Annotated in this window: 15 protein-coding genes; 5 read left to right on the forward strand and 10 right to left on the reverse strand. The window is 62.5% G+C overall.

Translation table 11 applies throughout. From position 1 onward, the window contains the following. Positions 1 to 155 precede the first annotated feature (155 nt). The 3 genes from QVG61_RS12425 (at position 156) to QVG61_RS12435 (ending at position 2,594) form a co-directional block, all read left to right on the forward strand. Positions 156 to 719, forward strand: coding sequence for an RNA polymerase sigma factor (locus QVG61_RS12425; RefSeq protein WP_289930958.1), 564 nt, complete (start codon positions 156 to 158; stop codon positions 717 to 719). Next, the gene (locus QVG61_RS12430; protein WP_289930959.1) at positions 719 to 1,486 is read left to right on the forward strand and encodes a hypothetical protein; all 768 of its coding nucleotides are present in this window, start codon (positions 719 to 721) and stop codon (positions 1,484 to 1,486) included. The genes QVG61_RS12425 and QVG61_RS12430 overlap by 1 nt, the downstream gene beginning before the upstream one ends. 394 nt (positions 1,487 to 1,880) lie before the next feature. Continuing rightward, complete coding sequence (locus tag QVG61_RS12435; protein WP_289930960.1) at positions 1,881 to 2,594, forward strand: VPLPA-CTERM sorting domain-containing protein; 714 nt, start codon at positions 1,881 to 1,883, stop codon at positions 2,592 to 2,594. A gap of 879 nt (positions 2,595 to 3,473) precedes the next feature. On the opposite strand, the gene groL is transcribed toward QVG61_RS12435, so the two are convergent. The 3 genes from groL to QVG61_RS12450 form a co-directional block, all read right to left on the reverse strand. Beyond that, on the reverse strand, positions 3,474 to 5,129 hold the full coding sequence (gene groL, locus QVG61_RS12440; protein WP_289930961.1) for a chaperonin GroEL: 1,656 nt from the start codon (positions 5,127 to 5,129) through the stop codon (positions 3,474 to 3,476). Positions 5,130 to 5,180: 51 nt separating this feature from the next. Beyond that, positions 5,181 to 5,471 carry a co-chaperone GroES gene (gene groES / locus QVG61_RS12445; RefSeq protein ID WP_289930962.1) on the reverse strand — a complete coding sequence of 97 codons (291 nt, stop codon included), beginning with the start codon at positions 5,469 to 5,471 and terminating at the stop codon, positions 5,181 to 5,183. Positions 5,472 to 5,640: 169 nt separating this feature from the next. Beyond that, positions 5,641 to 6,084, reverse strand: a complete 444-nt coding sequence (locus QVG61_RS12450; RefSeq protein ID WP_289930963.1) for an FxsA family protein — start codon at positions 6,082 to 6,084, stop codon at positions 5,641 to 5,643. 1,082 nt (positions 6,085 to 7,166) lie between these two features. Between QVG61_RS12450 and cutA the strand changes: the two genes are divergently transcribed. Both cutA and QVG61_RS12460 read left to right on the forward strand, forming a co-directional pair. After that, positions 7,167 to 7,499 (forward strand): divalent-cation tolerance protein CutA, encoded by a 333-nt coding sequence (cutA, locus tag QVG61_RS12455; RefSeq protein WP_289930964.1) that lies wholly within the window; start codon positions 7,167 to 7,169, stop codon positions 7,497 to 7,499. Next, a complete protein-coding gene (locus QVG61_RS12460; RefSeq protein ID WP_289930966.1) occupies positions 7,496 to 9,796 on the forward strand; it encodes a protein-disulfide reductase DsbD in 2,301 nt (766 codons plus the stop codon). Before cutA ends, QVG61_RS12460 begins: the two co-directional genes overlap by 4 nt. Before the next feature lie 310 nt (positions 9,797 to 10,106). Here the strand turns inward: QVG61_RS12460 and prsR are convergent, their stop codons facing one another. From prsR to xrtD, 7 genes are all read right to left on the reverse strand, one after another. Beyond that, complete coding sequence (gene prsR / locus QVG61_RS12465; RefSeq protein ID WP_289930968.1) at positions 10,107 to 11,465, reverse strand: PEP-CTERM-box response regulator transcription factor; 1,359 nt, start codon at positions 11,463 to 11,465, stop codon at positions 10,107 to 10,109. Then, positions 11,431 to 13,569, reverse strand: a complete 2,139-nt coding sequence (gene prsK, locus QVG61_RS12470; RefSeq protein ID WP_289930969.1) for an XrtA/PEP-CTERM system histidine kinase PrsK — start codon at positions 13,567 to 13,569, stop codon at positions 11,431 to 11,433. The genes prsR and prsK overlap by 35 nt, the downstream gene beginning before the upstream one ends. Before the next feature lie 556 nt (positions 13,570 to 14,125). After that, complete coding sequence (locus tag QVG61_RS12475) at positions 14,126 to 16,753, reverse strand: tetratricopeptide repeat protein (protein ID WP_289930970.1); 2,628 nt, start codon at positions 16,751 to 16,753, stop codon at positions 14,126 to 14,128. Positions 16,754 to 17,021: 268 nt separating this feature from the next. Beyond that, positions 17,022 to 17,975 (reverse strand): GDP-L-fucose synthase, encoded by a 954-nt coding sequence (locus QVG61_RS12480; protein ID WP_289930971.1) that lies wholly within the window; start codon positions 17,973 to 17,975, stop codon positions 17,022 to 17,024. Between the two features lie 95 nt (positions 17,976 to 18,070). Continuing rightward, a complete protein-coding gene (gene gmd, locus QVG61_RS12485) occupies positions 18,071 to 19,174 on the reverse strand; it encodes a GDP-mannose 4,6-dehydratase (protein ID WP_289930972.1) in 1,104 nt (367 codons plus the stop codon). Positions 19,175 to 19,227: 53 nt separating this feature from the next. Further along, a complete protein-coding gene (locus tag QVG61_RS12490; protein WP_289930973.1) occupies positions 19,228 to 20,871 on the reverse strand; it encodes an MraY family glycosyltransferase in 1,644 nt (547 codons plus the stop codon). Positions 20,872 to 20,936: 65 nt separating this feature from the next. Then, complete coding sequence (gene xrtD / locus QVG61_RS12495; RefSeq protein WP_289930974.1) at positions 20,937 to 22,502, reverse strand: VPLPA-CTERM-specific exosortase XrtD; 1,566 nt, start codon at positions 22,500 to 22,502, stop codon at positions 20,937 to 20,939. Between the last annotated feature and the right edge of the window lie 22 nt (positions 22,503 to 22,524).

The following is a 22,524-nucleotide window of genomic DNA, read 5'->3' on the forward strand; positions in this document are numbered from 1 at the left end:
CCTACACCAAATCGTGCCGCCGTGCCCTGTAGGAGCGGCCTCCAGGCCGCGATTTTGTGGAATAATCGACACCCATCCACCGTCTCAACTTCAGGAGCGCGGCCATCATCCGCAGCGCAACCACCCGAGACCAGCACACAGCGACGGGCCCCAGCATGAAACTGACCAACCTCTTGTGCCGCAACCAGGACTTCCGCAGCCGACTGGAGCAGAACCGCGACCGGCTGTACCGCATCGCCTATTCGTGGTGTCACGAGGCCGCCCTCGCCGACGACCTGGTACAGGAGACCCTGGAAAAGGCGCTGAAGAAAAGTGGCCAGCTGCGCGACCCGGCAGCCATGGACACCTGGCTGTTCACCATCCTCAACAACTGCTGGCGCGACCATTTCCGCCGCAGCAAGGAGACGGTGGACATCGACGAGCTGCCCTTCGTCAGCGACTCCAGCCCGGAGGACGAGGGCCATGCCCACCAGGTGGTCCACCAGGTGCGCGGCGCCATCGACACCCTGCCCATCGGCCAGCGCCAGGTACTGACCCTGGTCGACCTCGAGGGCTGCTCCTATATCGAGGTCGCCAACATCCTCGGCGTGCCGGTCGGCACCGTGATGAGCCGCCTGTGCCGCGCCCGCCGCGCCCTGAAGGCGCGCCTGCTGGACAGCGAACTGCTGGTCCAGGACAACGACGAATTCCAGACATCCCGGATCAGGAGGGTGAAGTGATGCCCGACCGCAGCATCTCCGACGAACATCTCAACGCCTTCGTCGATGGCCAGCTCGACAGCGAGGAGAAAGACCGCATCCTCGGCGCCATCAACGGCGACCCGGCGCTGAGCCGGCGCGCCTGCGAACTGCGCCGGCTGCACGAGCTGGTCCAGCACGCCTACGAACACCCGCCGCAACCCGCCGGCCGGCGCCGCCGCAGCGGGCCGCAGCGCCGCAACCCCTGGAGCCAGGCCCTCGCGGCCAGCCTGCTGCTGACCCTCGGCGGCCTGATCGGCTGGATCGGCCATGGCCAGACGCAGGCCGATCCGGCACAGCAGACCACGGCCATGTATCTCGACGAGGAGAAGGCCTTCCAGACCGCCAGCATCGCCCAGGCGCCGCTCGGCAAGGACGGCCGCAAGATCCTGCTGCACATCAGCAGCGGCGATCCGGTGGCCATCGAGGCGGCGCTGGACAAGGCGGAGCAACTGCTGCGCAGCTACCGTGCCCGCAAGCAGCCGGTCGAACTGGAGCTGGTCGCCAACGCCGGCGGCCTCAACCCGCTGCGCGCCGACGTCTCCCCCTTCGCCGACCGGGTGCACGCCCTGCAGCAGGAGTTCGAGAACCTGACCTTCCTCGCCTGCCAGACGGCGATGAACCGCCTGCTGGCCCGCGAGGGCATCCAGGAACTGCCGCCCCTGCTGCCGGAGGCACTGGTGACGCCCAACGCCCTGGAAGAGATCCTCAGCCGGCTGCAGGAGGGCTGGGTCTACCTCAGTATCTGATACCGTACCACCTGCCGCCCCACGGAACGGGCGGCAGCCCCCCTCTCGCTGCCTGACAGCCGCCCCTCCTGCGCGTTGCCTCCTGCGAAGGCACGACGTCGATATCTCTTACAGATCTGGCGTCCGTTGCCGCCACCCCCCAGGAGACAGAATATTCCTGTAGAAACAATAAACTAAGCCAAGGATTGCCCCGATGGACCGACACCAGGCTGCGGAGGAGTGTCGGGATTTTTTCCAGTTCATCCTCCCCATTCACCGCCACTCCGCCAACATGCTGAATTTTATGGGGATCAAATCTGGCACTCTTCTTGCTGTAAAACCCGGCACAAAACATCGAACCGGAATATAGCAATATTCCAAATTCCTGAACCTACAAGAAACGAGAAGAACAGCCATGCCGATTTACCGCACACTGCCCACCGCCGCCCTCCTGTTGGGCAGCAGCCTCATCGCCCAGACCGCCGGCGCCGCCGGCGTGGTCCAGGCCGTCCCCTTCAACTGGGAGCCGAGCGCCGCCCTGACCTGGGTCGACGCCGACGACGACAGCAGCAGTGGCGAGACGCCGCTGGGCTTCTCCGTCACCCTGGGCGGGACCAGCTTCAGCCGCTTCGACATGGATTCCAACGGCTACATCCAGTTGCTGACGGACACCGGAAGCGCTTCTGGCTCCGGCTATGGCAGCATCGACGACCTGATCCTCGACGACAGCTCTGCCACCTACATCCTGGCCGCCTATGACGACCTGGACAGCTACTACTACGGCTACTATGGCTACACCCTGTTCAGCGACCGGGCGGTATTCAACTACACGACCGAGACCTTTGGCGATGGCGGCAGCGGCAGGCTGAACATCTTCCAGGTGGTGCTGCACGACGATGGCCGCGTCAACTGGAACTTCATGGCCAGCGGTTATCAGTACTACGAGTACGACCTCTTCACGGGCCTCTATCTGGCCGACACCAATGAACTGGTCGAGGTGATCCGCAACGACATCCCCTCTCTCAGCTCCTACAGCTATACCCCGTCTGCCGTACCGGTACCGGCCGCCGTCTGGCTGTTCGGCAGCGGTCTGGTCGGCCTGGTGGCCGTTGCCCGCCGGCGCGGTTAACCCGCATATTGCACCAGCCCCCCGGACGATGGCGTGGCTGGAGCCGATGGGGATCGCGGCCTGGAGGCCGCTCCTACGGGGCATGGCGGCACCAGGGTAGGAGCGGTCGCCAGGCCGCGATTCGGCGGAACCTCCTCCATCGCGGCCGGGAGGCCGCTCCTACCCATGCCGGGGCGGGTCCGCCCGTTGGCGCGGCGTCCACGCCGCGATCTTGGCGGACCCCCATCGCGGCCTGGAGGCCGCTCCTACCTCTGCCGGGGCGGGTCCGCCCGTTGGCACGGTCGCCGGCCGCGATCTTGGCGGATCCCTCATCGCGGCCTGGAGGCCGCTCCTACATGTGGCGGGGTGGGTCCGCCCGTTGGCGCGGTCGCCAGGCCGCGATCTTGGCTGGACCCCCCATCGCGGCCTGGAGGCCGCTCCTACATGTGGCAGGGCGGGACCACCCGTAGGAGCGGTCGCCAGGCCGCGATTTTGGCGGGACCCCTCATCGCGGCCTGGAGGCCGCTCCTACATGTGGCGGGGCGGGTCCGCCCGTAGGCGCGGCGTCCACGCCGTGATCTTGGCGGATCCCTCATCGCGGCCTGGAGGCCGCTCCTACATGTGGCGGGGTGGGTCCGCCCGTTGGCGCGGTCGCCAGGCCGCGATCTTGGCTGGACCCCCCATCGCGGCCTGGAGGCCGCTCCTACATGTGGCGGGGCTGGTTCGCCCGTAGGAGCGGCCTCCACGCCGCGATTCCCCCCTTCCAACTTCCAACTTCCAACTCCTGAATTCTGAATTCTGGATTCTGGATTCTGAATTCTGGATTCTGAATATCCCCCCAAAGAAAAACCCCGCCATCGCTGGCGGGGTTCTCCTGGCGAACCGGAGGGTTCCGGGCGGTTACATCATGCCCATGCCACCCATGTCCCCCATGCCGCCCATGCCACCCATGCCGGCGTCGGCAGCACCGCCCTCTTCCTTCGGTGCCTCGGCCACCATGCACTCGGTGGTGATCATCAGGCCGGACACGGAGGCGGCGTTCTGCAAGGCGGAACGGGTCACCTTGGTCGGATCGAGGATGCCCATCTCGATCATGTCGCCGTATTCGCCATTGGCCGCGTTATAGCCGAAGTTGCCCTCGCCTTCCTCGACCTTGGCGAGGATCACCGACGGCTCCTCACCGGTGTTGGAGACGATCTGGCGCAGCGGCTCCTCCATGGCGCGGCGGGCGATGTTGACGCCGACTTCCTGGTCGTGGTTGTCGGTCTCGATCTCGCCCATCTGGGCACGGGCGCGCAGCAGGGCCACGCCACCGCCGGGCACCACGCCTTCCTCGACGGCCGCACGGGTGGCGTGCAGGGCGTCCTCGACGCGGGCCTTCTTTTCCTTCATCTCGACCTCGGTGGCGGCACCGACCTTGATCACGGCCACACCGCCAGCCAGCTTGGCCACGCGCTCCTGCAGCTTCTCCTTGTCGTAGTCGGAGGTCGCCTCCTCGATCTGGGCACGGATCTGCTTGACGCGCGCCTCGATGTCGGCCTTGGCACCGGCACCGTCGATGATGGTGGTGTTCTCCTTGCTGACCTGGACCTTCTTGGCGGTACCCAGTTCCTCCAGGGTCGCCTTCTCCAGGGTCATGCCGGTTTCCTCGGAGATCACGGTGCCACCGGTGAGGATGGCGATATCCTGCAGCATGGCCTTGCGACGATCACCGAAGCCCGGGGCCTTGACGGCGCAGACCTTGACGATACCGCGGATGCTGTTGACCACCAGGGTGGCCAGGGCCTCGCCCTCGACGTCCTCGGCGATGATCAGCAACGGACGACCGGCCTTGGCGACACCTTCCAGCACCGGCAGCAGGTCGCGGATGTTGGAGATCTTCTTGTCGTGGATCAGGATGAAGGGGTCCTCCAGCTCGGCCGACATGCTCTGCTGATTGTTGACGAAGTAGGGCGACAGGTAACCGCGGTCGAACTGCATGCCTTCCACCACGTCCAGCTCGTTCTCCAGGGTGGAGCCCTCTTCCACGGTGATCACGCCTTCCTTGCCGACCTTCTCCATGGCCTCGGCGATGATGTTGCCGATGGACTCGTCGGAGTTGGCGGAGATGGTGCCGACCTGGGCGATGGCCTTGGTGTCCTCGCAGGACTTGGACATCTCCTTCAGCGCCTCGACGGCGGCGTGCACGGCCTTGTCGATGCCACGCTTCAGGTCCATGGGGTTCATGCCGGCGGCGACCGCCTTCATGCCCTCGCGGAAGATGCTCTGCGCCAGCACGGTGGCGGTGGTGGTGCCGTCACCGGCCACGTCGGAGGTCTGGGAGGCGACCTCCTTCACCATCTGCGCGCCCATGTTCTCGAACTTGTCCTTCAGCTCGATCTCCTTGGCCACGGAGACGCCGTCCTTGGTGACAGTGGGGGCGCCGAAGGCCTTCTCCAGCACCACGTTGCGGCCCTTGGGGCCCAGGGTCACCTTGACCGCATTGGCCAGGGTGTTGACGCCGACCACCATGCGCTGGCGGGCTTCATCGCTAAACTTGACTTCTTTTGCCGTCATGATCGAAATCCTCTATGAAAATCAGTAAGTTGCTTGAGATCGGGGTACCGGTCAGTCTTCGATGACCGCCATGATGTCTTCTTCGCGCATCACCAGCAGGTCTTCGCCCTCGACCACGACCTCGGTACCGGCATACTTGCCGAACAGCACTTTGTCGCCGACCTTCACGTCCAGCGGGCGCACCTCGCCGTTCTCCAGGATCTTGCCGTTACCCACAGCGATGACCTCGCCACGGACGGGCTTCTCGGCTGCCGTATCCGGAATGACGATACCGCCGGCCGTAGTACGCTCTTCCTCCATGCGCTTGATGATCACGCGATCATGCAACGGACGAATATTCATCAGGATTTTCTCCTTAATACACGATTCATTTTCAGTGGTCTGGACGAGCGCTGTTAGCACTCGATTTCGGTGAGTGCTAATAATAGCGACGCGCCTCGCAGAATCAAGGGGCGCGGGTTATTTAAATAATTTATCCGCGGATAAGTATGCTTAAGGGAAAGGCGCGGCTTCAATCGTCGTCGCGGGTGTACTCACCCTCCAGGGTCACCGGGCCGCGCTCGGCGCCGGGGGCCGCGGGACCGGCCGGCGGGAAACCGCCGCCGCCGCGGAGGAAGGCGCGGATCAGCCAGCGACGCACCGGGGGGATCAGGCCGAGGAAACCCAGGGTATCGGTGACGAAGCCGGGAGTGAGCAGCAGGGCGCCGCTGACCAACAGCACCGCCCCCTCCAGCAGCTCCATCGCCGGCAGCTCGCCGCGCATCATCGACAGCTGCACCCGCTGCAGGGTGCTGAGCCCCTGCTGGCGCAGCAGCAGGGCACCGAGCACGGCGGTGAACACCACCAGGAAGACAGTGGGAATGGCGCCCAGCAGGTTGCCGACCTTGATCAGGACATAGATCTCGACCGCCGGGATGACCAGGAACAGCACCAGCAGGAGGGGAAAGGGGTTCATCCGCGCACCATAACGGGAACGCCGGGGCGCGACAAGCCGCCCATGGGGACGGTGGCCACACCGCGATTCCGCGGGACACCCGATCGCGGCCTGGAGGCCGCTCCTACAAACAAGAGGTCCCGCCATGCCCCGTGTAGGAGCGGCGTCCACGCCGCGATTCCGGCGAGACACCCATCGCGGCCTGGAGGCCGCTCCTACAAACAAGAGGTCCCGCCATGCCCCGTGTAGGAGCGGCGTCCACGCCGCGATTCCGGCGGCATACCCCATCGCGGCCTGGAGGCCGCTCCTACATTGTTTTCCGTGGATTCCGTGGCCATCGATCTTTTCGTGGGTTTCGCGGGTTTCGTGGCCATCGTCGGTTCCGCCTGACGACGGTGGCAACCCCATCGCGGCCTGGAGGCCGCTCCTACATTGTTTTCCGTGGATTCCGTGGCCATCGATCTTTTCGTGGGTTTCGCGGGTTTCGTGGCCATCGTCGGTTCCGCCTGACGACGGTGGCAACCCCATCGCGGCCTGGAGGCCGCTCCTACATTGTTTTCCGTGGATTCCATGGCCATCGGTCTTTTCGTGGGTTTCGCGGGTTTCGTGGCCATCGTCGGTTCCGCCTGACGACGGCGGCACACCCCATCGCGGCCGGGAGGCCGCTCCTACATTGTTTTCCGTGGATTCCATGGCCATCGATCTTTTCGTGGGTTTCGCGGGTTTCGTGGCCATCGTCGGTTCCGCCTGACGACGGCGGCAACCCCATCGCGGCCTGGAGGCCGCTCCTACATTGTTTTCCGTGGATTCCGTGGCCATCGATCTTTTCGTGGGTTTCGTGGGTTTCGTGGCCATCGTCGGTTCCGCCTGACGACGGCGGTAACCCCATCGCGGCCTGGAGACCGCTCCTACATTGTTTTCCGTGGATTCCGTGGCCATCGATCTTTTCGTGGGTTTCGCGGGTTTCGTGGCCATCGTCGGTTCCGCCTGACGACGGCGGCACACCCCATCGCGGCCGGGAATACCAGCCGCCGCCGGGCCGTCCCTACCTGCATGATCCGCCGCCCCTTTCACCCCTGCCCGGCTTCCGTTATGGTGCCGCCATGAGCGACTCGCACCAGATCGCCTTCTGCACCGTGCCGGACCGGGAAACCGCGGAGCGCATCGCCATGGCGCTCGTCGAGCGGCGGCTGGCGGCCTGCGTCAACATCCTCCCCGGCCTGAGCTCCGTGTATCGCTGGCAGGGCGCCGTGCAGCACGACGAGGAGCTGCTGCTGCTGATCAAGACCCGCGGCGGGCTGGCATCCCGCCTGCAGGCGGCGATCCGCGAGCTGCATCCCTATGAACTTCCGGAGATCGTGGCAGTCCCAATCGTTGCCGGCCTGCCCGACTATCTGCACTGGATCGACGACAACCTAGCGGAACCCGCCCCATGACACCAAGCCCCTGTCGACCCCGCCCCCTGTTTGCCCTGCTGCTCGGACTGCTGACCCTCTACTGGGCCCCCTTCGCCCAGGCCTTCTTCGGCGAGGACGAGCTGCTGCCGGTGGAAGAGGCCTTCGCCTTCAGTGCCGAGGTGACGCCGGACGGCCGCCTGCACGCCCGCTGGGAGGTGGCGGATGGCTACTATCTGTACCGCTCGCGCATCCAGCTGCACTCCAACACCCCGGGGATCGAGATCGGCGAACCGGTCTTCCCGCCGGGCGAACCCAAGCAGGACGAGTTCTTCGGCGAGATGGAGGTCTACCACGGGAAAGTAGAGATCGTCGCCCCGCTGCTGGTCAAGGACCCGGCCCTCGACAGCCTCGAGCTGCGGGTCAGCTCCCAGGGCTGCGCCGAGCGCGGCGTCTGCTACCCGCCACACACCCGGATCATCAAGCTGAAGCTGCCGCCAGCCGCCGCCCCCCCGGCCCCGGCGGCCAGCAAGCCCGGCCCCTTCCAGGCCCTGAAGGATCTCGGCCAGAGCCTCGGCCTTGGCGCCGAGGAGGGCATCCCTCCGGTGGAGGTCGCCTTCCGGGTCAGCGCCGGGGTACTCGACGCCAACACCCTGCGCGTCCGCTGGGACATCGACGACTGCTGCTACCTGTACCGCAAGCGGCTCAGCTTCGAGCTGCTGGATGGCGAAGGGGTTCGGCTGCTGGAGGCCCGCCTGCCGGCCGGCGATCCCAAGGACGACCCCATCTTCGGACGGGTCGAGGTCTACCACAAGACGGTCGAGGCCATCCTTCCCCTGGCGCGCAGCAACACGGCGGCGACCCGGCTGCGGCTCAAGGTCGGCTACCAGGGCTGCGCCTCGCGCGGCGTCTGCTACCCGCCGCAGACCAAGACCTTCGAGCTGAGCCTGCCGGCGGCAGACGGCGGCACCGCCGCGAAACCGGCCGCACCAGCCGCAGCCGCCGAAGGCGCGCCGCCGATCAGCGCCCAGGACCGGATCGCCGCGCGCCTGGCCAGCGGCAGCACCCTGGCCATCGTGCTCAGCTTCTTCGGCTTCGGCCTGCTGCTGGCCTTCACGCCCTGCGTGTTCCCGATGATCCCCATCCTCTCCAGCATCATCATCGGACAGGGCGAGAAGATCACCACCCGCCGGGCCTTCGTGCTGTCGCTGGTCTACGTGCTGGCCATGGCCCTCACCTACACCGCGGCCGGGGTCTTCGCCGGCCTGTCCGGCGAGAGCCTGCAGGCCGCCTTCCAGAACCCCTGGATACTTAGCGCCTTCGCCGGGGTCTTCGTGCTGCTGGCGCTGTCCATGTTCGGCTTCTATGACCTGCAGATGCCGGCCTTCATCCAGACCCGGCTGACCGCCATCAGCAACCGGCAGCGCGGCGGCAGCCTGCTGGGGGTGGCGGTGATGGGCTTCCTCTCGGCGCTGATCGTCGGCCCCTGCGTGGCGGCGCCGCTGGCCGGTGCGCTGATCTACATCGGCCAGACCGGCGACCCCTATCTCGGCGGGCTGGCGCTGTTCGCCCTCAGCCTGGGCATGGGCGCGCCGCTGCTGGCGATCGGCACCGGGGCCGGCAAGCTGCTGCCGCAGGCCGGCGACTGGATGAACGCCATCAAGGCGGTGTTCGGGGTGCTGCTGCTGGCGGTGGCGATCTGGATGCTGGAGCGCATCCTGCCGGCCCAGCTGTCCATGCTGCTGTGGGCCGTGCTGCTGATCTGCAGCGCGGTCTACCTGGGGGCGCTGGAGCGCCTCGGCGTGGACGCCAGTGGCTGGGCGCGGCTGCGCAAGGGCCTCGGCTTCGTGCTGCTCAGCTACGGCGTGCTGCAGCTGGTGGGAGTCGCCGCCGACAGCGACGACATCTACCAGCCGCTGCGCGGGCTGGCACCTGCCGGCACCAGCGTCGCCAGCGGCCCTGGCGCCTCGCACATCCAGTTCCAGCGAGTGAAGACGGTAGAGGATCTGCAGCGGGCGGTGAGCGCCGCGGCCGCCGAGGGACGCCCGGTGATGCTGGACTTCTTCGCCGAGTGGTGCACCGACTGCCACCGGCTGGAGAAATACACCTTCGCCGACCCGCGGGTGCGCGAGGCCCTGGGCAACGCCGTGCTGCTCAAGGCCGACGTCACCGCCAACGATGCCGAGGACAAGGCGCTGCTCAAGCATTTCCGCATCCCCGGGCCACCGAGCATCATCTTCTTCGATGGTGAGGGGCGCGAGCGCAGCCGCTACCGGGTGATGGGCTACATGCCGCCGGAGGCCTTCGCCGATCACGTGCGGACGGCCTTTGGACGATAGGCGGGATCGTCATCGCGGCCGGGAGGCCGCTCCTACACAACAAGAGGTTCCGCCTTGCCCCGCGCAGGAGCGGCGGCCACGCCGCGATTCCGGCGGCACACCCATCGCGGCCGGGAGGCCGCTCCTACATTGTTTTCCGTGGATTCCGTGGCCATCGGCCTTTTCGTGGGTTTCGCGGGTTTCGTGGCCATCGTCGGTTCCGCCTGACGACGGTGGTAATCCCATCGCGGCCGGGAGGCCGCTCCTACACAACAAAAGGCTCCGCCTTGCCCCGTAGGAGCGGCCTCCAGGCCGCGATTCGGCTCGGGGATCAATCCTTCAGATTGTATTTCTTCAGCAGGTCGTACATGGTGGGGCGGCTGACGCCGAGCAGCTCGGCGGCCTGGGAGATCTTGCCGCCGACGTGGCTCATGGCGCGCAATATGGCCTGCCGCTCGGCCTGTTCGCGGATCTCGCGCAGGTCGAAGGTCTGCCCGTCGCTCACGCCGTCGGCGCCGAGTTCCAGGTCGCGGGCGCTGATCTGCTTGTGCTCGGCCATGATCACCGCGCGCTTGACCCGGTTCTCGAGCTCGCGCACGTTGCCCGGCCAACGGTAACCCTCCAGCGCGGCCAGGGCATCCTTGCTGAAACTGTGCATCTTGTTGCCGTGCTGCTTGCTGAAGCGCTCCAGAAAGGCCCGCGCCAGCAGCAGCACGTCACCGGCACGATCGCGCAGCGGCGGGATACGCACGGTGATCTCGCTCAGCCGGTAGTAGAGATCCTCGCGGAAATCGCCCTCGCGGATCAGCCCCTGCAGATCGCGGTGGGTGGCACAGACCACGCGCACGTCGACCGGGATCTCATTGCGCCCGCCAACCCGCTCGATGACCCGCTCCTGCAGAAAGCGCAACAGCTTGGCCTGCAGCGGCATGGGCAGGTCGCCCACTTCGTCGAGGAACAGGGTACCGCCGTTGGCGGTCTCCACCTTGCCGGGGGTGGTCTTCACGGCGCCGGTGAAGGCCCCCTTCTCGTAACCGAACAGCTCGCTCTCCAGCAGGTTCTCGGGGATGGCCGCGCAGTTGATGGCCACGAAGGGGCCCTCGGCCCGCTGGCTCATGCCATGCAGGGCGCGGGCCACCAGCTCCTTGCCGGTGCCGCTCTCGCCCAGCACCAGCACGGTAACCTCGGCCGGCGCAACCTTCTCGATGGTGCGGCAGACCTGGAGCATTTCGGGGCTGGCGGTGAGCACCCCCTCCAGCGGCGAATCCGGCTGCTGCGAGTGCAGGCGGCGGTTCTCGCGCTCGATCTCGTGCAGCCGGTAGGCCCGGTTGACGATGAAGCCGAGCAGCTCCGAGTCGATGGGCTTGTGGAAGAAATCATAGGCGCCGAGCGCCACCGCCTTGAGGGCGTTCTCGCGCTCGTTGTTGCCGGTGACGACGATGATCTTGGTGTGCGGGTAGTCGTGCAGCACCTGTTCCAGGGTGGCGAAACCCTCGCTGGTCCCGCCCTCGTCCGGCGGCAGGCCGAGGTCCAGGGTCATGACGGGGAAGGGGTGCTTCTTCAGCTCGGCAAGCGTCGCCTCGCGGCTGCCCGCGATGATGACATCATATCCTTCGAAACACCATTTGAGCTGGGTCTGCAGACCCGGGTCGTCCTCAACGACCAGCAATTTCCTTGATTCGTCCGGCATTCGTCTGTCCGTCGCCCGCTACAACGCGTAACTGTACGTTATTTTTCTTATCGTCGCTAATCGGGATACGCAGGCGGAAGGTGCTGCCCTGGCCGGGCCGGCTGATGACCTCGACCTCGCCGCCCAGGGCGCGGACGAATTCGCGGGTCTCGTGCACCCCGACCCCCATCCCGGCCTTGCCCTTGGTGGTCTCGAAGGGGCGGAACAGACGCTCGCGGATGAAGGTCTCGTCCATGCCGCAGCCGGTGTCCTGCACCTCGATCACCGCCTCGTCCTCCAGCCGGAAGAGGCGCACGATGATGCTGCCGTCATCGGCCGTGGCATCCTGGGCGTTGCGCACCAGGTGGCCGATGACGGCGGCAAAGCGTTCCCGGTTGGCGTTGGCCGAGATGCCACGCGCCTGGCAGTCGACACTGGGCACCGGCCGGCCGCTGGACATGGTCTCCGCCACCTCGTGCAGCAGCTCGCAGAGATCGACCTGTTCCTTCTTCTGGTCGGCCGCCTCGCCGCTGCGCAGATGGGCCAGCAGGCGGTTCATCTTCTCCACCGAATGCTCGACGGTGCGAATGGCGTCCTCCATGAAGGCCGGGTTGTGCTTGTGCTTGGCGGCATTGGTCACCACCAGCGACAACTGGCCGATGAGGTTCTTCAGGTCATGGATGACATAGGTGGAGAGACGGTTGTAGGTCTCGAACTGGCGCGCCTCGGCCAGGGCCCGGGAGGCCTCGAGCTGGGCGAGGTGGCTGGCCGCCTCGCGGCCGACGGTCTTCAGCAGGTCGCAGTCTTCCCAGTTGAAATGCTGCGGTGCCGGCGAGCGGTTGAGCAGCACGAAACCGATCAGGTTGTCATGCAGGATCAGCGGCGTGATCAGCCAGGCGCGCGGCATGTCCTTGAGCCAGGGCGGCAGTTGCAGGTCGCCATAGAGTTCGGGGCGACGCTCGAATTCATCGAGGTTGATGACCCACTCCTGGGTCTCCAGGAAGCGGATCAGCGGATCGTCGTCGCGCAGCGAGGCCTGGTAGGGTACCTGCATGTTCCAGCCGGCAACCGGCTCGAACCAGCCCTTCTCCAGCTTCCACCAGAGCACGCCCGAGGGGCTGTCGATGATCTCGGCGATGGCGCGCACCACGCGTTCGCAGAAGCGCACCTCCGGATCGCCGGACAGGGTGCCGATGAAACGCAGCCATTCGTCGCGATAGTCGTACTTGTAGTGGAAGAAATGCTTGTTGATGAACACCCGCAGGCTGGCGCGGGCCTGGCCGGAGAGGAACAACACGGCCAGCAGCAGGATGGCACCGAACAGGAAGATGACCTGGGCCACCGTACCCCATTCGCCGCCATAGACCTTGACGTAATAGCCGCCGACACCCATGGCCAGCAGGTAGAGGCCGGCGCCCAGCAGCGCCGCGGTGTGGAAGACGATGCGCCGCGAGACGAAGATGTCCAGCGACCAGCGCGGATCGCGGGCGATGGTCAGGCCAATGAGCGGCACGGCGAGGGCGTTGATGAAGCCGCGCGCCTCCCACAGGGCGGGATCGATACGCTGGAACAGCAGGGCATCCGAATACAGATAGAAATCATAGATGAAGATGCTGCCGACACCGACGCAGAGATACTTGATGGCGCGCCGCGCATCGGAGCGGGTGTTGCGGAACAGATGCTCGACCAGCACCAGGCCGTAGACGGCGATGGCCAGATAGCCGGCCAGCAGCCAGTCGATGCCCTGCGTCAGGACGACGGGCGCGGGTGAGAAATAGCGGTAGGCGGTGAGGCTGGCCTGGAGCAGCACGAAGGCAGCGGAGAAGAGCAGCAGGGCGCGGAAACGCCGCTGCCGCTGCTGCTCGGGATAGACCGCGGCCAGCACCCCGGAGAGGAACACCATCCAGCCGAAATCGCGCAGCAGTTCCAGCAACTGGGTGGAGAGGAAGACCTCCTGGCCCGCGCTGTGAAAGGCCGCAAAGCCCATCCACAGCGCACTGCAGGCAGCGGCCAGGAACAGCAGGCGCTTGTGCGGCCGCTGCTGCTTGCCGGTCAGCAGCACCAGGGCCAGGACCAGGAAAAGCGTCGCGCCGGTTGAATAACCGACGACACCGATGTTCAGCATAACACCACCCCCAGCATCGACCGCTCAACAGGCCGGTCAATCATCCCGCCAACGCCGGGCCGTTGTTTATCACCGCCGGCCGCCAGAACCCGCAGGGACCAGGGCCAGGCGGCGTCGCTTTTCTGACGCTGCCGGGACTAGACACTATAACGGCATTGGGGGCAGGGACACAAATAGCGGGCGCAGCGGATTAACGGTAGGGGTGGCGGCCACGCCGCGGTTGTGGTGGAAATCCTCATCGCGGCCGGGAGGCCGCTCCTACAGCAAACCGTGCCGCCGTGCCCCGCGTAGGAGCGGCGTCCACGCCGCGATTGTGGTGGAAATTCCGATCGCGGCCGGAAGGCCGCTCCTACACACAAACCGTACCGCCGTGCCCTGCGTAGGAGCGGCGTCCACGCCGCGATTCGGCGGTCATCCCGATCGCGGCCTGGAGGCCGCTCCTACCTATACCATGGCGGATCCGCCTGTAGGAGCGGTCGCCAGGCCGCGATCTTCGGCGGCAACCCTCATCGCGGCCAGACGACCGCTCCTACGAGGGACAGGGACACCGCCTGATTCAGAGCGCCGCCAACGCCGCCTTGGCCTCCTCCACACCGGCAAAGCCGCCTGCCTCGATGGCCTTCCCGAGGTGCTCTCGGGCAGCGGCCTTGTCACCCGCCTTGGCCAGCGCCATGCCGAGGTGATACTGGAAGACCCCCACCTTGGGCGCCCTCTCGACCACGGTCTTCAGCACCGAAACCGCCTGGTCATAGTCACCCGCCCGGTAATAGACCCAGCCGAGGGTATCGAGGAAAGCCGGCTGATTGCTGCCCTTGAACTTCTCCGCCAGCTCGCGGGCACGGGCCAGGCTGGCCTCGTCGCTGCGGTGGTCGGCCAGCAGGGCGGCAAGGTTGTTGGTGGCCAGGGCGTTGTCCGGATGTTCCGCGAGAATGCCCTCATAGATCTCGATCGCCTTGTCGAAATCCTGCTTGCGCTCATAAAGTCCGGCCAGACCAGCCAGCAGGCCAAGATCGTCAGGCAGTTCCTTCAAACCCTGTTCATAGGCCTGAATGGCCTCCCCGACTTTTCCCTGCGCCTCCCTCGCCGCGGCAAGCTGGGAATAGACCTTGCCCGTTCCGGGATTGATTTCGATCTGCCGCTCGAGTGCCGTCTCTGCCTCGGGAAAACGCTTCTGCCCAAGATAGAGCAGGGCCAGCAACTCGTTGGCTGCCGGATGCTCAGGGTTCTCGGCAAGGACATCCTTGAGTCGCTGCTCCGCCCCCTTTACATCCCCGGCCGCGATTTTCGCATTGACCAGAAGATTCAGGATCTTTACATCCGGCGATTTGGCATAGGCCGTCTCGAACGAATCCACCGCCTTCCGATATTCCTTCTTGGCCATGTACACCATGCCAAGGAATCGCTGCGCCGATGGATGCTCCGGATTTTCCTTCAACAGTTTCTTGAGTCGCGCCTCGGCGACGTCCACCTGCCCAAGGGCAATCTCGATATCGGTGAGTTCTGCCAGCAAGTCAGAGGAACCAGGCGCCCGCTTCAGTGCCTCTTGGAACTCAGCCTTGGCCTCCTTCAACTTTTTCTGCGCCTTGTACAAGCGTCCCATACGGAACCAGCCATCAGCCTTGTCCGGCGCCACCTGTTTGATCTTGTCCAGAACGGCCGGCAAGGCCTCGGCATCACCCTTCGCAGCGAGCAACTCCGACTTCACAACCAGCGCCTGGATGTTCTCTGGTTCTTTGGCCAAGACCTGATCGACCTGCTCGGCGGCCGCATCCAGGTTCTTCTGCACATAGTAATATCGAGCCAGCCGCAGACGCGCATCAGCATCATCGGGCGCCAGCGCTACAACCTTTTTCAGGGTATCCCCCGCCAAATCGACGTCACCCTTGGCCAGATAAGCAGCCGCCAATCGATTCAACACATCAACGGAATCCGGCTGATCCTTGAGGACGGAGCGGAAGGCCGTAACGGCCGTCTCGTAGTCCTTGTCCTGCATGGCCAGCCCACCCTTGAGCAACAGGGCATCATTGTCCTTGGGATTCTCGGCAAGCACCTCAGCAACCAGCGTGCGCACCTTGTCGAGTTCCCCCTTTTCCACATAGAAACGAGCCAACTCGTTGCGAGCCCTGAGCCCGGCCGGCTCCACATCCCATCTGTCGATGATCTGCTGCAGCAGCTTGACTGCCTCATCAGGTTGCTTGGCCTGGCGATACAGCTTCACCAGGGCGAACCGTAATTCCGGCTCGTCCGGAAGCTTGCTGATGTCGGCCTGTAATTCTTCCCGCGCCGCATCCATACCCTTTCTCTGGCCCAGGAATTCAACCAAAAGCAGATAGCGCTTCACATCTTCAGGATCAGCAGCGAGCGCATCACGCAGCACCTTTTCAGCCTCCTCGACCTGGTCCAGCTGCGCATAGTAGGATGCCAGGGAAACCCGGTAAGCCAGGCGATCCGGGCGCTGACGGATCAACTCCTGCATCTGCTTCACAGCCTGATCCGTCTTTTCCTGTCGCGCATAGAATTGCGCCAATTGCAGGCGGAGTCCCGCCTTATCGGGCGCAGCGGCAACCGCCTTCTCAAGAACCTGCTGCGCCTTGTCCAGCTGCTTCTGCTGCTCATAGAAACGCGACAAGAGCACGACTGCAGCCTCCTCACCAGGCGCTCGCTGCAATACAGTCTCCAACTGTGCAATAGCCTCATCCACACGACCCTCGCGGCCGGCCAGGGAGGCCTTCAGAATCAGGCCCTCGATGCTTTGAGGGTCTTTCTTCAGGATGGCCTTCACCTGGTCATGCGCCTTATCCAAGGCCGCCTTTTCGCCCTCTGCATCACCCTGCTGCCGGCTGGCATTGGCCTGAAGCATGAAAAACTGCCCCAGCCGAGCGCGAGCGGCTTCATGCTGTGGATCCAACTCAACTGCCTTGTTGTAGCTGCCGAATGCCTTGGCCCACTCCTGCTGCATCTCCGCCAAACGCCCAAGTTGGTAATAGGCCTCCGCCGACTTCGGATCGATCTGCAGCACGTTCTTCAATTCAACACGGGCCTTGTCGAAGTTACCTTCTTCGAGATAGGCCTTGCCACGCTCCAGGTATTTCGCCTTGCGCTCCTCGGAACCGCCGCAACCCGCCAGCAAGACCGCAGTCAGCGCCGCAACGATCAGTTTTTTGCCATATCTCTCGAAACCCATCCTCGACTCCTCCAGGAGAAATTCGCCTTTATTCAATACTCGGTTCACACAAAATACCACGAATCATGGGGCCAGCGGCCAAACAGCGATTGCCGTGATTCCCCTGTCGCGGTCTGAAGACCACTCATCGGCGGCGGAACCACCCGTAGGAGCGGCGTCCACGCCGCGATTCCGGCGGGACACCCATCGCGGCCTGGAGGACGCTCCTACAAACAAGAGGTTCCACCTTGCCCTGTGTAGGAGCGGCGTCCGCGCCGCGAATTCCCGCTTACGACAACCCGCGGATCTGCTGCTTATCGACCTGATCCAGAAACCACTGATAGGTCGATTCGATTCCTTCCCTCAAACCGATCTTCGCCGACCAGCCGAGCCCATTGATCTTCGTCACATCCACCAGCTTGCGCGGGGTGCCGTCCGGCTTGCTCGGATCGTAACGGATCTCGCCCTCGAAACCGACGACCTCCTTCACGATGGCCGCCAGCTCGGCAATGCTGATGTCCTTCCCTACGCCGATATTGACGATCTCCTCGCCGCTGTATTCGCGCAACAGGAAAAGCACGGCATCCGCCAGATCGTCCACATGCAGAAACTCGCGCAGCGGCTTGCCCGTTCCCCACAGGGTCACCGTCGGCTCACCCTTCTGCCTAGCCTCATGAAACTTGCGGATCAGCGCCGGCAACACATGTGACTTCTCCAGGTCGAAATTGTCACCCGGCCCATACAAATTGGTCGGCATGGCAGCAATGAAATCACTGCCATACTGGCGGCGGTAGGCCTGGCAGAGCTTGATGCCGGTGATCTTGGCAACGGCATACCATTCATTGGTCGACTCCAGGGGGCCGCTGAGCAGATACTCCTCCTTCAAGGGTTGCGGCGCCATTCTCGGATAGATGCAGGTGCTGCCCAGCGCCAACAGCTTCTTCACGCCGTGGCGATGCGAGGCGTCGACAACGTTCGCCTCCATCATCAGATTGTCGTAAATGAATTCCGCCGGATAGGTATCGTTGGCCAGAATGCCACCAACCTTTGCAGCCGCAAGAATGACATAATCCGGCTTCTGCTCGGCAAAGAAATCGCGCACGGCCTGCTGCTCACGCAGATCCAGCTCGGCACTGGTGCGGGTGACCAGATTCTCATAGCCATCAGCCCGCAGGCGACGAAGGATCGCCGATCCAACCAGGCCGCGGTGCCCCGCCACGTATATCTTTTCATTTTTCTGCATTGCCTTCGACCTCGTACGCAGGCATACGAATCACTACACGCAAAACCATGAGAGTGATGCCCCTGGAGTCAGAACCACATCAATCGATACAACGATCACTCGTTGTATTCGAAGGTCTTGAAGCCCTCACGCTTGCACAGCTCGTCACGCTCGGCGATCTTCAGATCTTCGCGGACCATCTCGGCCACCATTTCATCCAGCGAAATCTCCGGCACCCAGCCGAGCTTTTCGCGCGCCTTGCTGGAATCACCCAACAAGGTCTCCACCTCGGTCGGACGGAAGTAGCGCGGATCGACCTCCACCAGCACCTTGCCAGAATCCTCCTCGATGCCCTTCTCATCGACACCGGAGCCTTCCCAGTGCACCGAGATACCAACCTCCTTGAAGGCCGCATTGACGAAGTCACGCACTGAATACTGCACACCTGTGGAGATACAATAATCCTCCGGCTCATCCTGCTGCAGCATCATCCATTGCATACGCACATAATCGCGCGCATGCCCCCAGTCACGCTTGGAGTCCAGATTGCCAAGATAGAGCTTGTCCTGCAGGCCCAGCTTGATCCGTGCCACGGCACGGGTGATCTTTCGAGTCACGAAGGTTTCACCTCGGATCGGCGACTCGTGGTTGAACAGGATGCCGTTACAGGCGTAGATGCCGTAGGCCTCACGGTAGTTCACACAGATCCAGTAGGAATACAGCTTGGCAACCGCATAGGGGCTGCGCGGATAGAAGGGCGTGGTCTCCTTCTGTGGGATTTCCTGCACCTTGCCGAACAGCTCCGACGTGGAGGCCTGGTAGAAACGCGTCTTCTTCTCCAGACCCAGGATGCGGATGGCCTCCAGGAGGCGCAAGGTGCCCAGTGCATCGGCATTGGCCGTGTACTCAGGCGTCTCGAAGGACACCGCCACATGACTCTGCGCAGCCAGATTGTAGATCTCGTCCGGCTGCACTTCCTGAATGATGCGAATCAGGTTGGTCGAATCGGTCAAATCGCCATAGTGCAGGATGAACTTGCGATCCTTCTCGTGCGGATCCCTGTAGAGATGGTCGATTCGATCCGTGTTGAACGAGGAGGCTCGACGCTTTATGCCATGCACGGTATAGCCCTTGGACAACAGGAATTCTGCAAGATAAGCGCCGTCCTGCCCGGTAATACCCGTGATCAGCGCAACCTTGCCTTGTGCCGAATTTTTCATTTGCGGAACCTTTAAAAATTAATTAAACGAATAACAATTACCAGGCAGCCCACCTACATTGCAAATCCGCGAAGCGCAAATACTGCCAACGATGCCAGCACGGAACCTGTAAAGGCATTCCAGCGATTACGCATCTGTTGCATGACGAACTCACTCGCATAAAACAATATTATCAACTGCACAACGAGCATCACCCACCTTGAATTCCCGATCTCACCCCCGGAGATCAAGCCGACAATCATGATGATGATCAACACCAGATAATCGAGCGGGGTGACCTGGAATTTCTTCTGCTCGGCATAACGAACTCCCAACCCGAACGCAACAACAAGCACGCCAAAATACAGGTAGACCAGAAAATCCGCGTCCAACAACCAGCCCGGTGGATACGAATTCAGCAGATAGACGGCAAACCCGAGCGCGACATATATGATCAGGCGCAGGAACAGAAACCAGAGATGATAACCAAAAAGCAGGCGCAACAATAAAAGCCCGAACAGCACCCCCGCCGACCAGCCAAAATCGCGAGGGACGTTTGTCGCCATGAAGGCAGAACCGACAAGAAACAGGGAAAGCCCGATCTCGGTCACGCGATGCGGGACACGGACAAAGACATGGTTCTTGCGCAGCGTGCCCAGCATGCGCGCAATTCGCCCTGTGCCGTCGCCATGATGGGCATGCCAGCCCGATTTCTCGGCCGCCACCAGCATGGCAAACAGAAGACTACAGACGCCCAGATAAACACCCAGGATCAGGGCGTCCGATTCATATGGCAGCAATACCGCCGCAATGACAAAGAAGGCCTGGATGGAGTAGATAATGATGACGGATTCGTAGTGATGAAACCCCAACTCTAACAGGCGGTGATGGATATGGTTCTTGGTCGCCCGGAACCAGTTCAGCCGGTGGTATATCCGCTGCGCGAATACGGACAAGATATCAGCTATCGGCAACCCCAGGAACAAGGCCGGCAATGCCGGACTCAGCGCCGGATTGACCTTCTGCGTCAGCATCACAGCAAGCACACCCAGAGTAAAACCCAGAAACTGGCTGCCACCGTCGCCCATGAAGACCTTTGCGGGATGCGAATTGAATCGCAGAAAGCCAAAGATCCCGCCAATCGTGGCAACAGCTATGATCACAACCGAAGTACCACCAGCAAGATGGGCAAGATATGTTATAGCCCCCAAACTGAGTAGCGATTCGCCGCCAGCCAGACCATCCAGCCCGTCCGAGTGGTTGATGGCATTGATCATGCCCACTATGGCAATAACCGTGAAAGGCTTGCCGAATGACTCAGGGACAGGCTCCATGTCCATGAACGGCAGGTAGCTCACATGCAGATCGCCATAATAGACTACCGCTAGCGAGGCGATAAACTGCCCGATAAATTTCACATAATGGCCAAGCTCACAGGCATCATCCCAAACACCAAAAATCAACAGCACGATGGCACCAAACAGATAGGCGCCAATCGTCGCGTCTACCGGCAGCAAAATCAACATGGGCACTAGAGCCCCGATCACGATACCCACCCCACCAACCCGTGGAATCGGGACTGCATGCACCTTTCGCGCATCCGGCTTGTCGATCATCCCGATTCGCGGTGCAATACGAAACATCAACGGGATAATCGCCATACTGATGGCCATCGCCGCGATAAAGATAAACAGGAAATTACTCAGCTGAGCATTCAAATGCGCCGGCGCCCCCGCATGAATATGACATGGATTATAGTGATAGCAGGCACTCCCGATGGCTTTTAATCAGGGATATATTCTGTGAGCAAAGGAACCACCACACGAGCAAAGAGGCGTAAGCGCCGCTCGGCATCTTCAATATCATCACCAGGACCTACGAGCGCAGTCAGCCGCACCAAAGCTCCATCAGTCCGATTCCGGGTCAGCGCGTCCCAGAACATGAACCACTTCACCAGCCACTCACTCGTTATATCCCGGCCGCGCTGCTGGAACCAGTAATAAACAAGCTGGGTATAGTCACCCTTCTTGATGATCATTCGGTTTACCGAGAGCGGCTTTCCATTCACGGATACATCACCCAGATGAACTACGGAATGATCCTTGATAAGCCATCCGCCACCCGGGATGCAGGCCCTTGGGGAATGGGCTGCCGATCCGGCCTCCTGCTTGTTGTAATAGGCAATATACAGATTGACCGAACCCCCTTCTTTATCCACATAATTGGCTAGAATGTAATCATCGAGCTTAAGAGACCGCAGGTAAATCTCTTCGAGGCGATCATCCCGGCCACGCCAGTCGCCAAATTGAAGCGGAAATTCAGCAAAGACCTTACGCGGCATCTCCTGCTCTGAACGCCCCTGCGCATACAGGCTACCCGCAAGGATCCCAGCGGCAAGAAATACAACTGCAAAATGCTGCGTGCGCAAACTTCGGAGAGACCAGCGAGTGCAGGAGATGCTGTCCGGCAGATCAATGGCAAAAGCCTCGGACAATTTCATCTTATGCTCGCCAACGCGGGAAAGCAGCATCATCTCCAGAATCAAGATGCCCATACAGGCCATGAATATGAACCAACCCTCGAAGTCATGCAGAAATCCCTCTGCCTGCTCTATGCCATAGTACTCAACCAGAACTCCGATGACTCCGATCCTGAAGCTGTTCATCAAAACAGTGATGGGAATGCTTGACAGAAAAACCAACGCCTTCTTCCATAGATCCGCCTTGTAAATATAGGCCGCGATGAACGACAGACTCACCAGCGGAAAGAGGTAACGCAATCCACTACAGGCCTCAACAACCTGAAGCTTGAATGTCCCGAGATCGATCACATTACCTTCCAGGTAGACACTGATACCAAAAAGACGGATAACGGCAACCCCCAGCTCGGAAGAGATCAGCTGCAACTTGGTCGAGAGCGTGTTGTAAATAAACGGCGGCAGGGGAACCATGAAGAACAGCAGCGCCAGAGGTACCGCCACGATCTTAAACGCCCGCCAACCCATGATCGCCAGCGCCACACCCAGGACAGCAAGAACCAACGCATATTGTGAAAGGGTATGCGTCGTCGCCACGGCGCCCATAAAAAAGAGCAGGCCACTGATTGCGACGACAACCACGCCCATCCATGAGGGTGAAAATTCCTGCCTTGCCAGATCATTCTTCCTCTGCCAGACAAGGAAGGCGCTTATTACCGGAATAAGGTAACCATAGCCATACTCCTCCTTGGTATCCCAGCGATGGACCATGTCGGCAATGGTATCCATATAGCCAGCACCCATGAGAAGCACGGCCAGGCCCAGGATAAGATAGATGGCACTCGAATTCTTCCAGCACAAATCGTTATTCATAATCCACTTGGCACCTCGTCGA

The sequence above is a fragment of the Thiohalobacter sp. IOR34 genome, assembly GCF_030406045.1.
Classification (GTDB): Bacteria; Pseudomonadota; Gammaproteobacteria; order Thiohalobacterales; family Thiohalobacteraceae.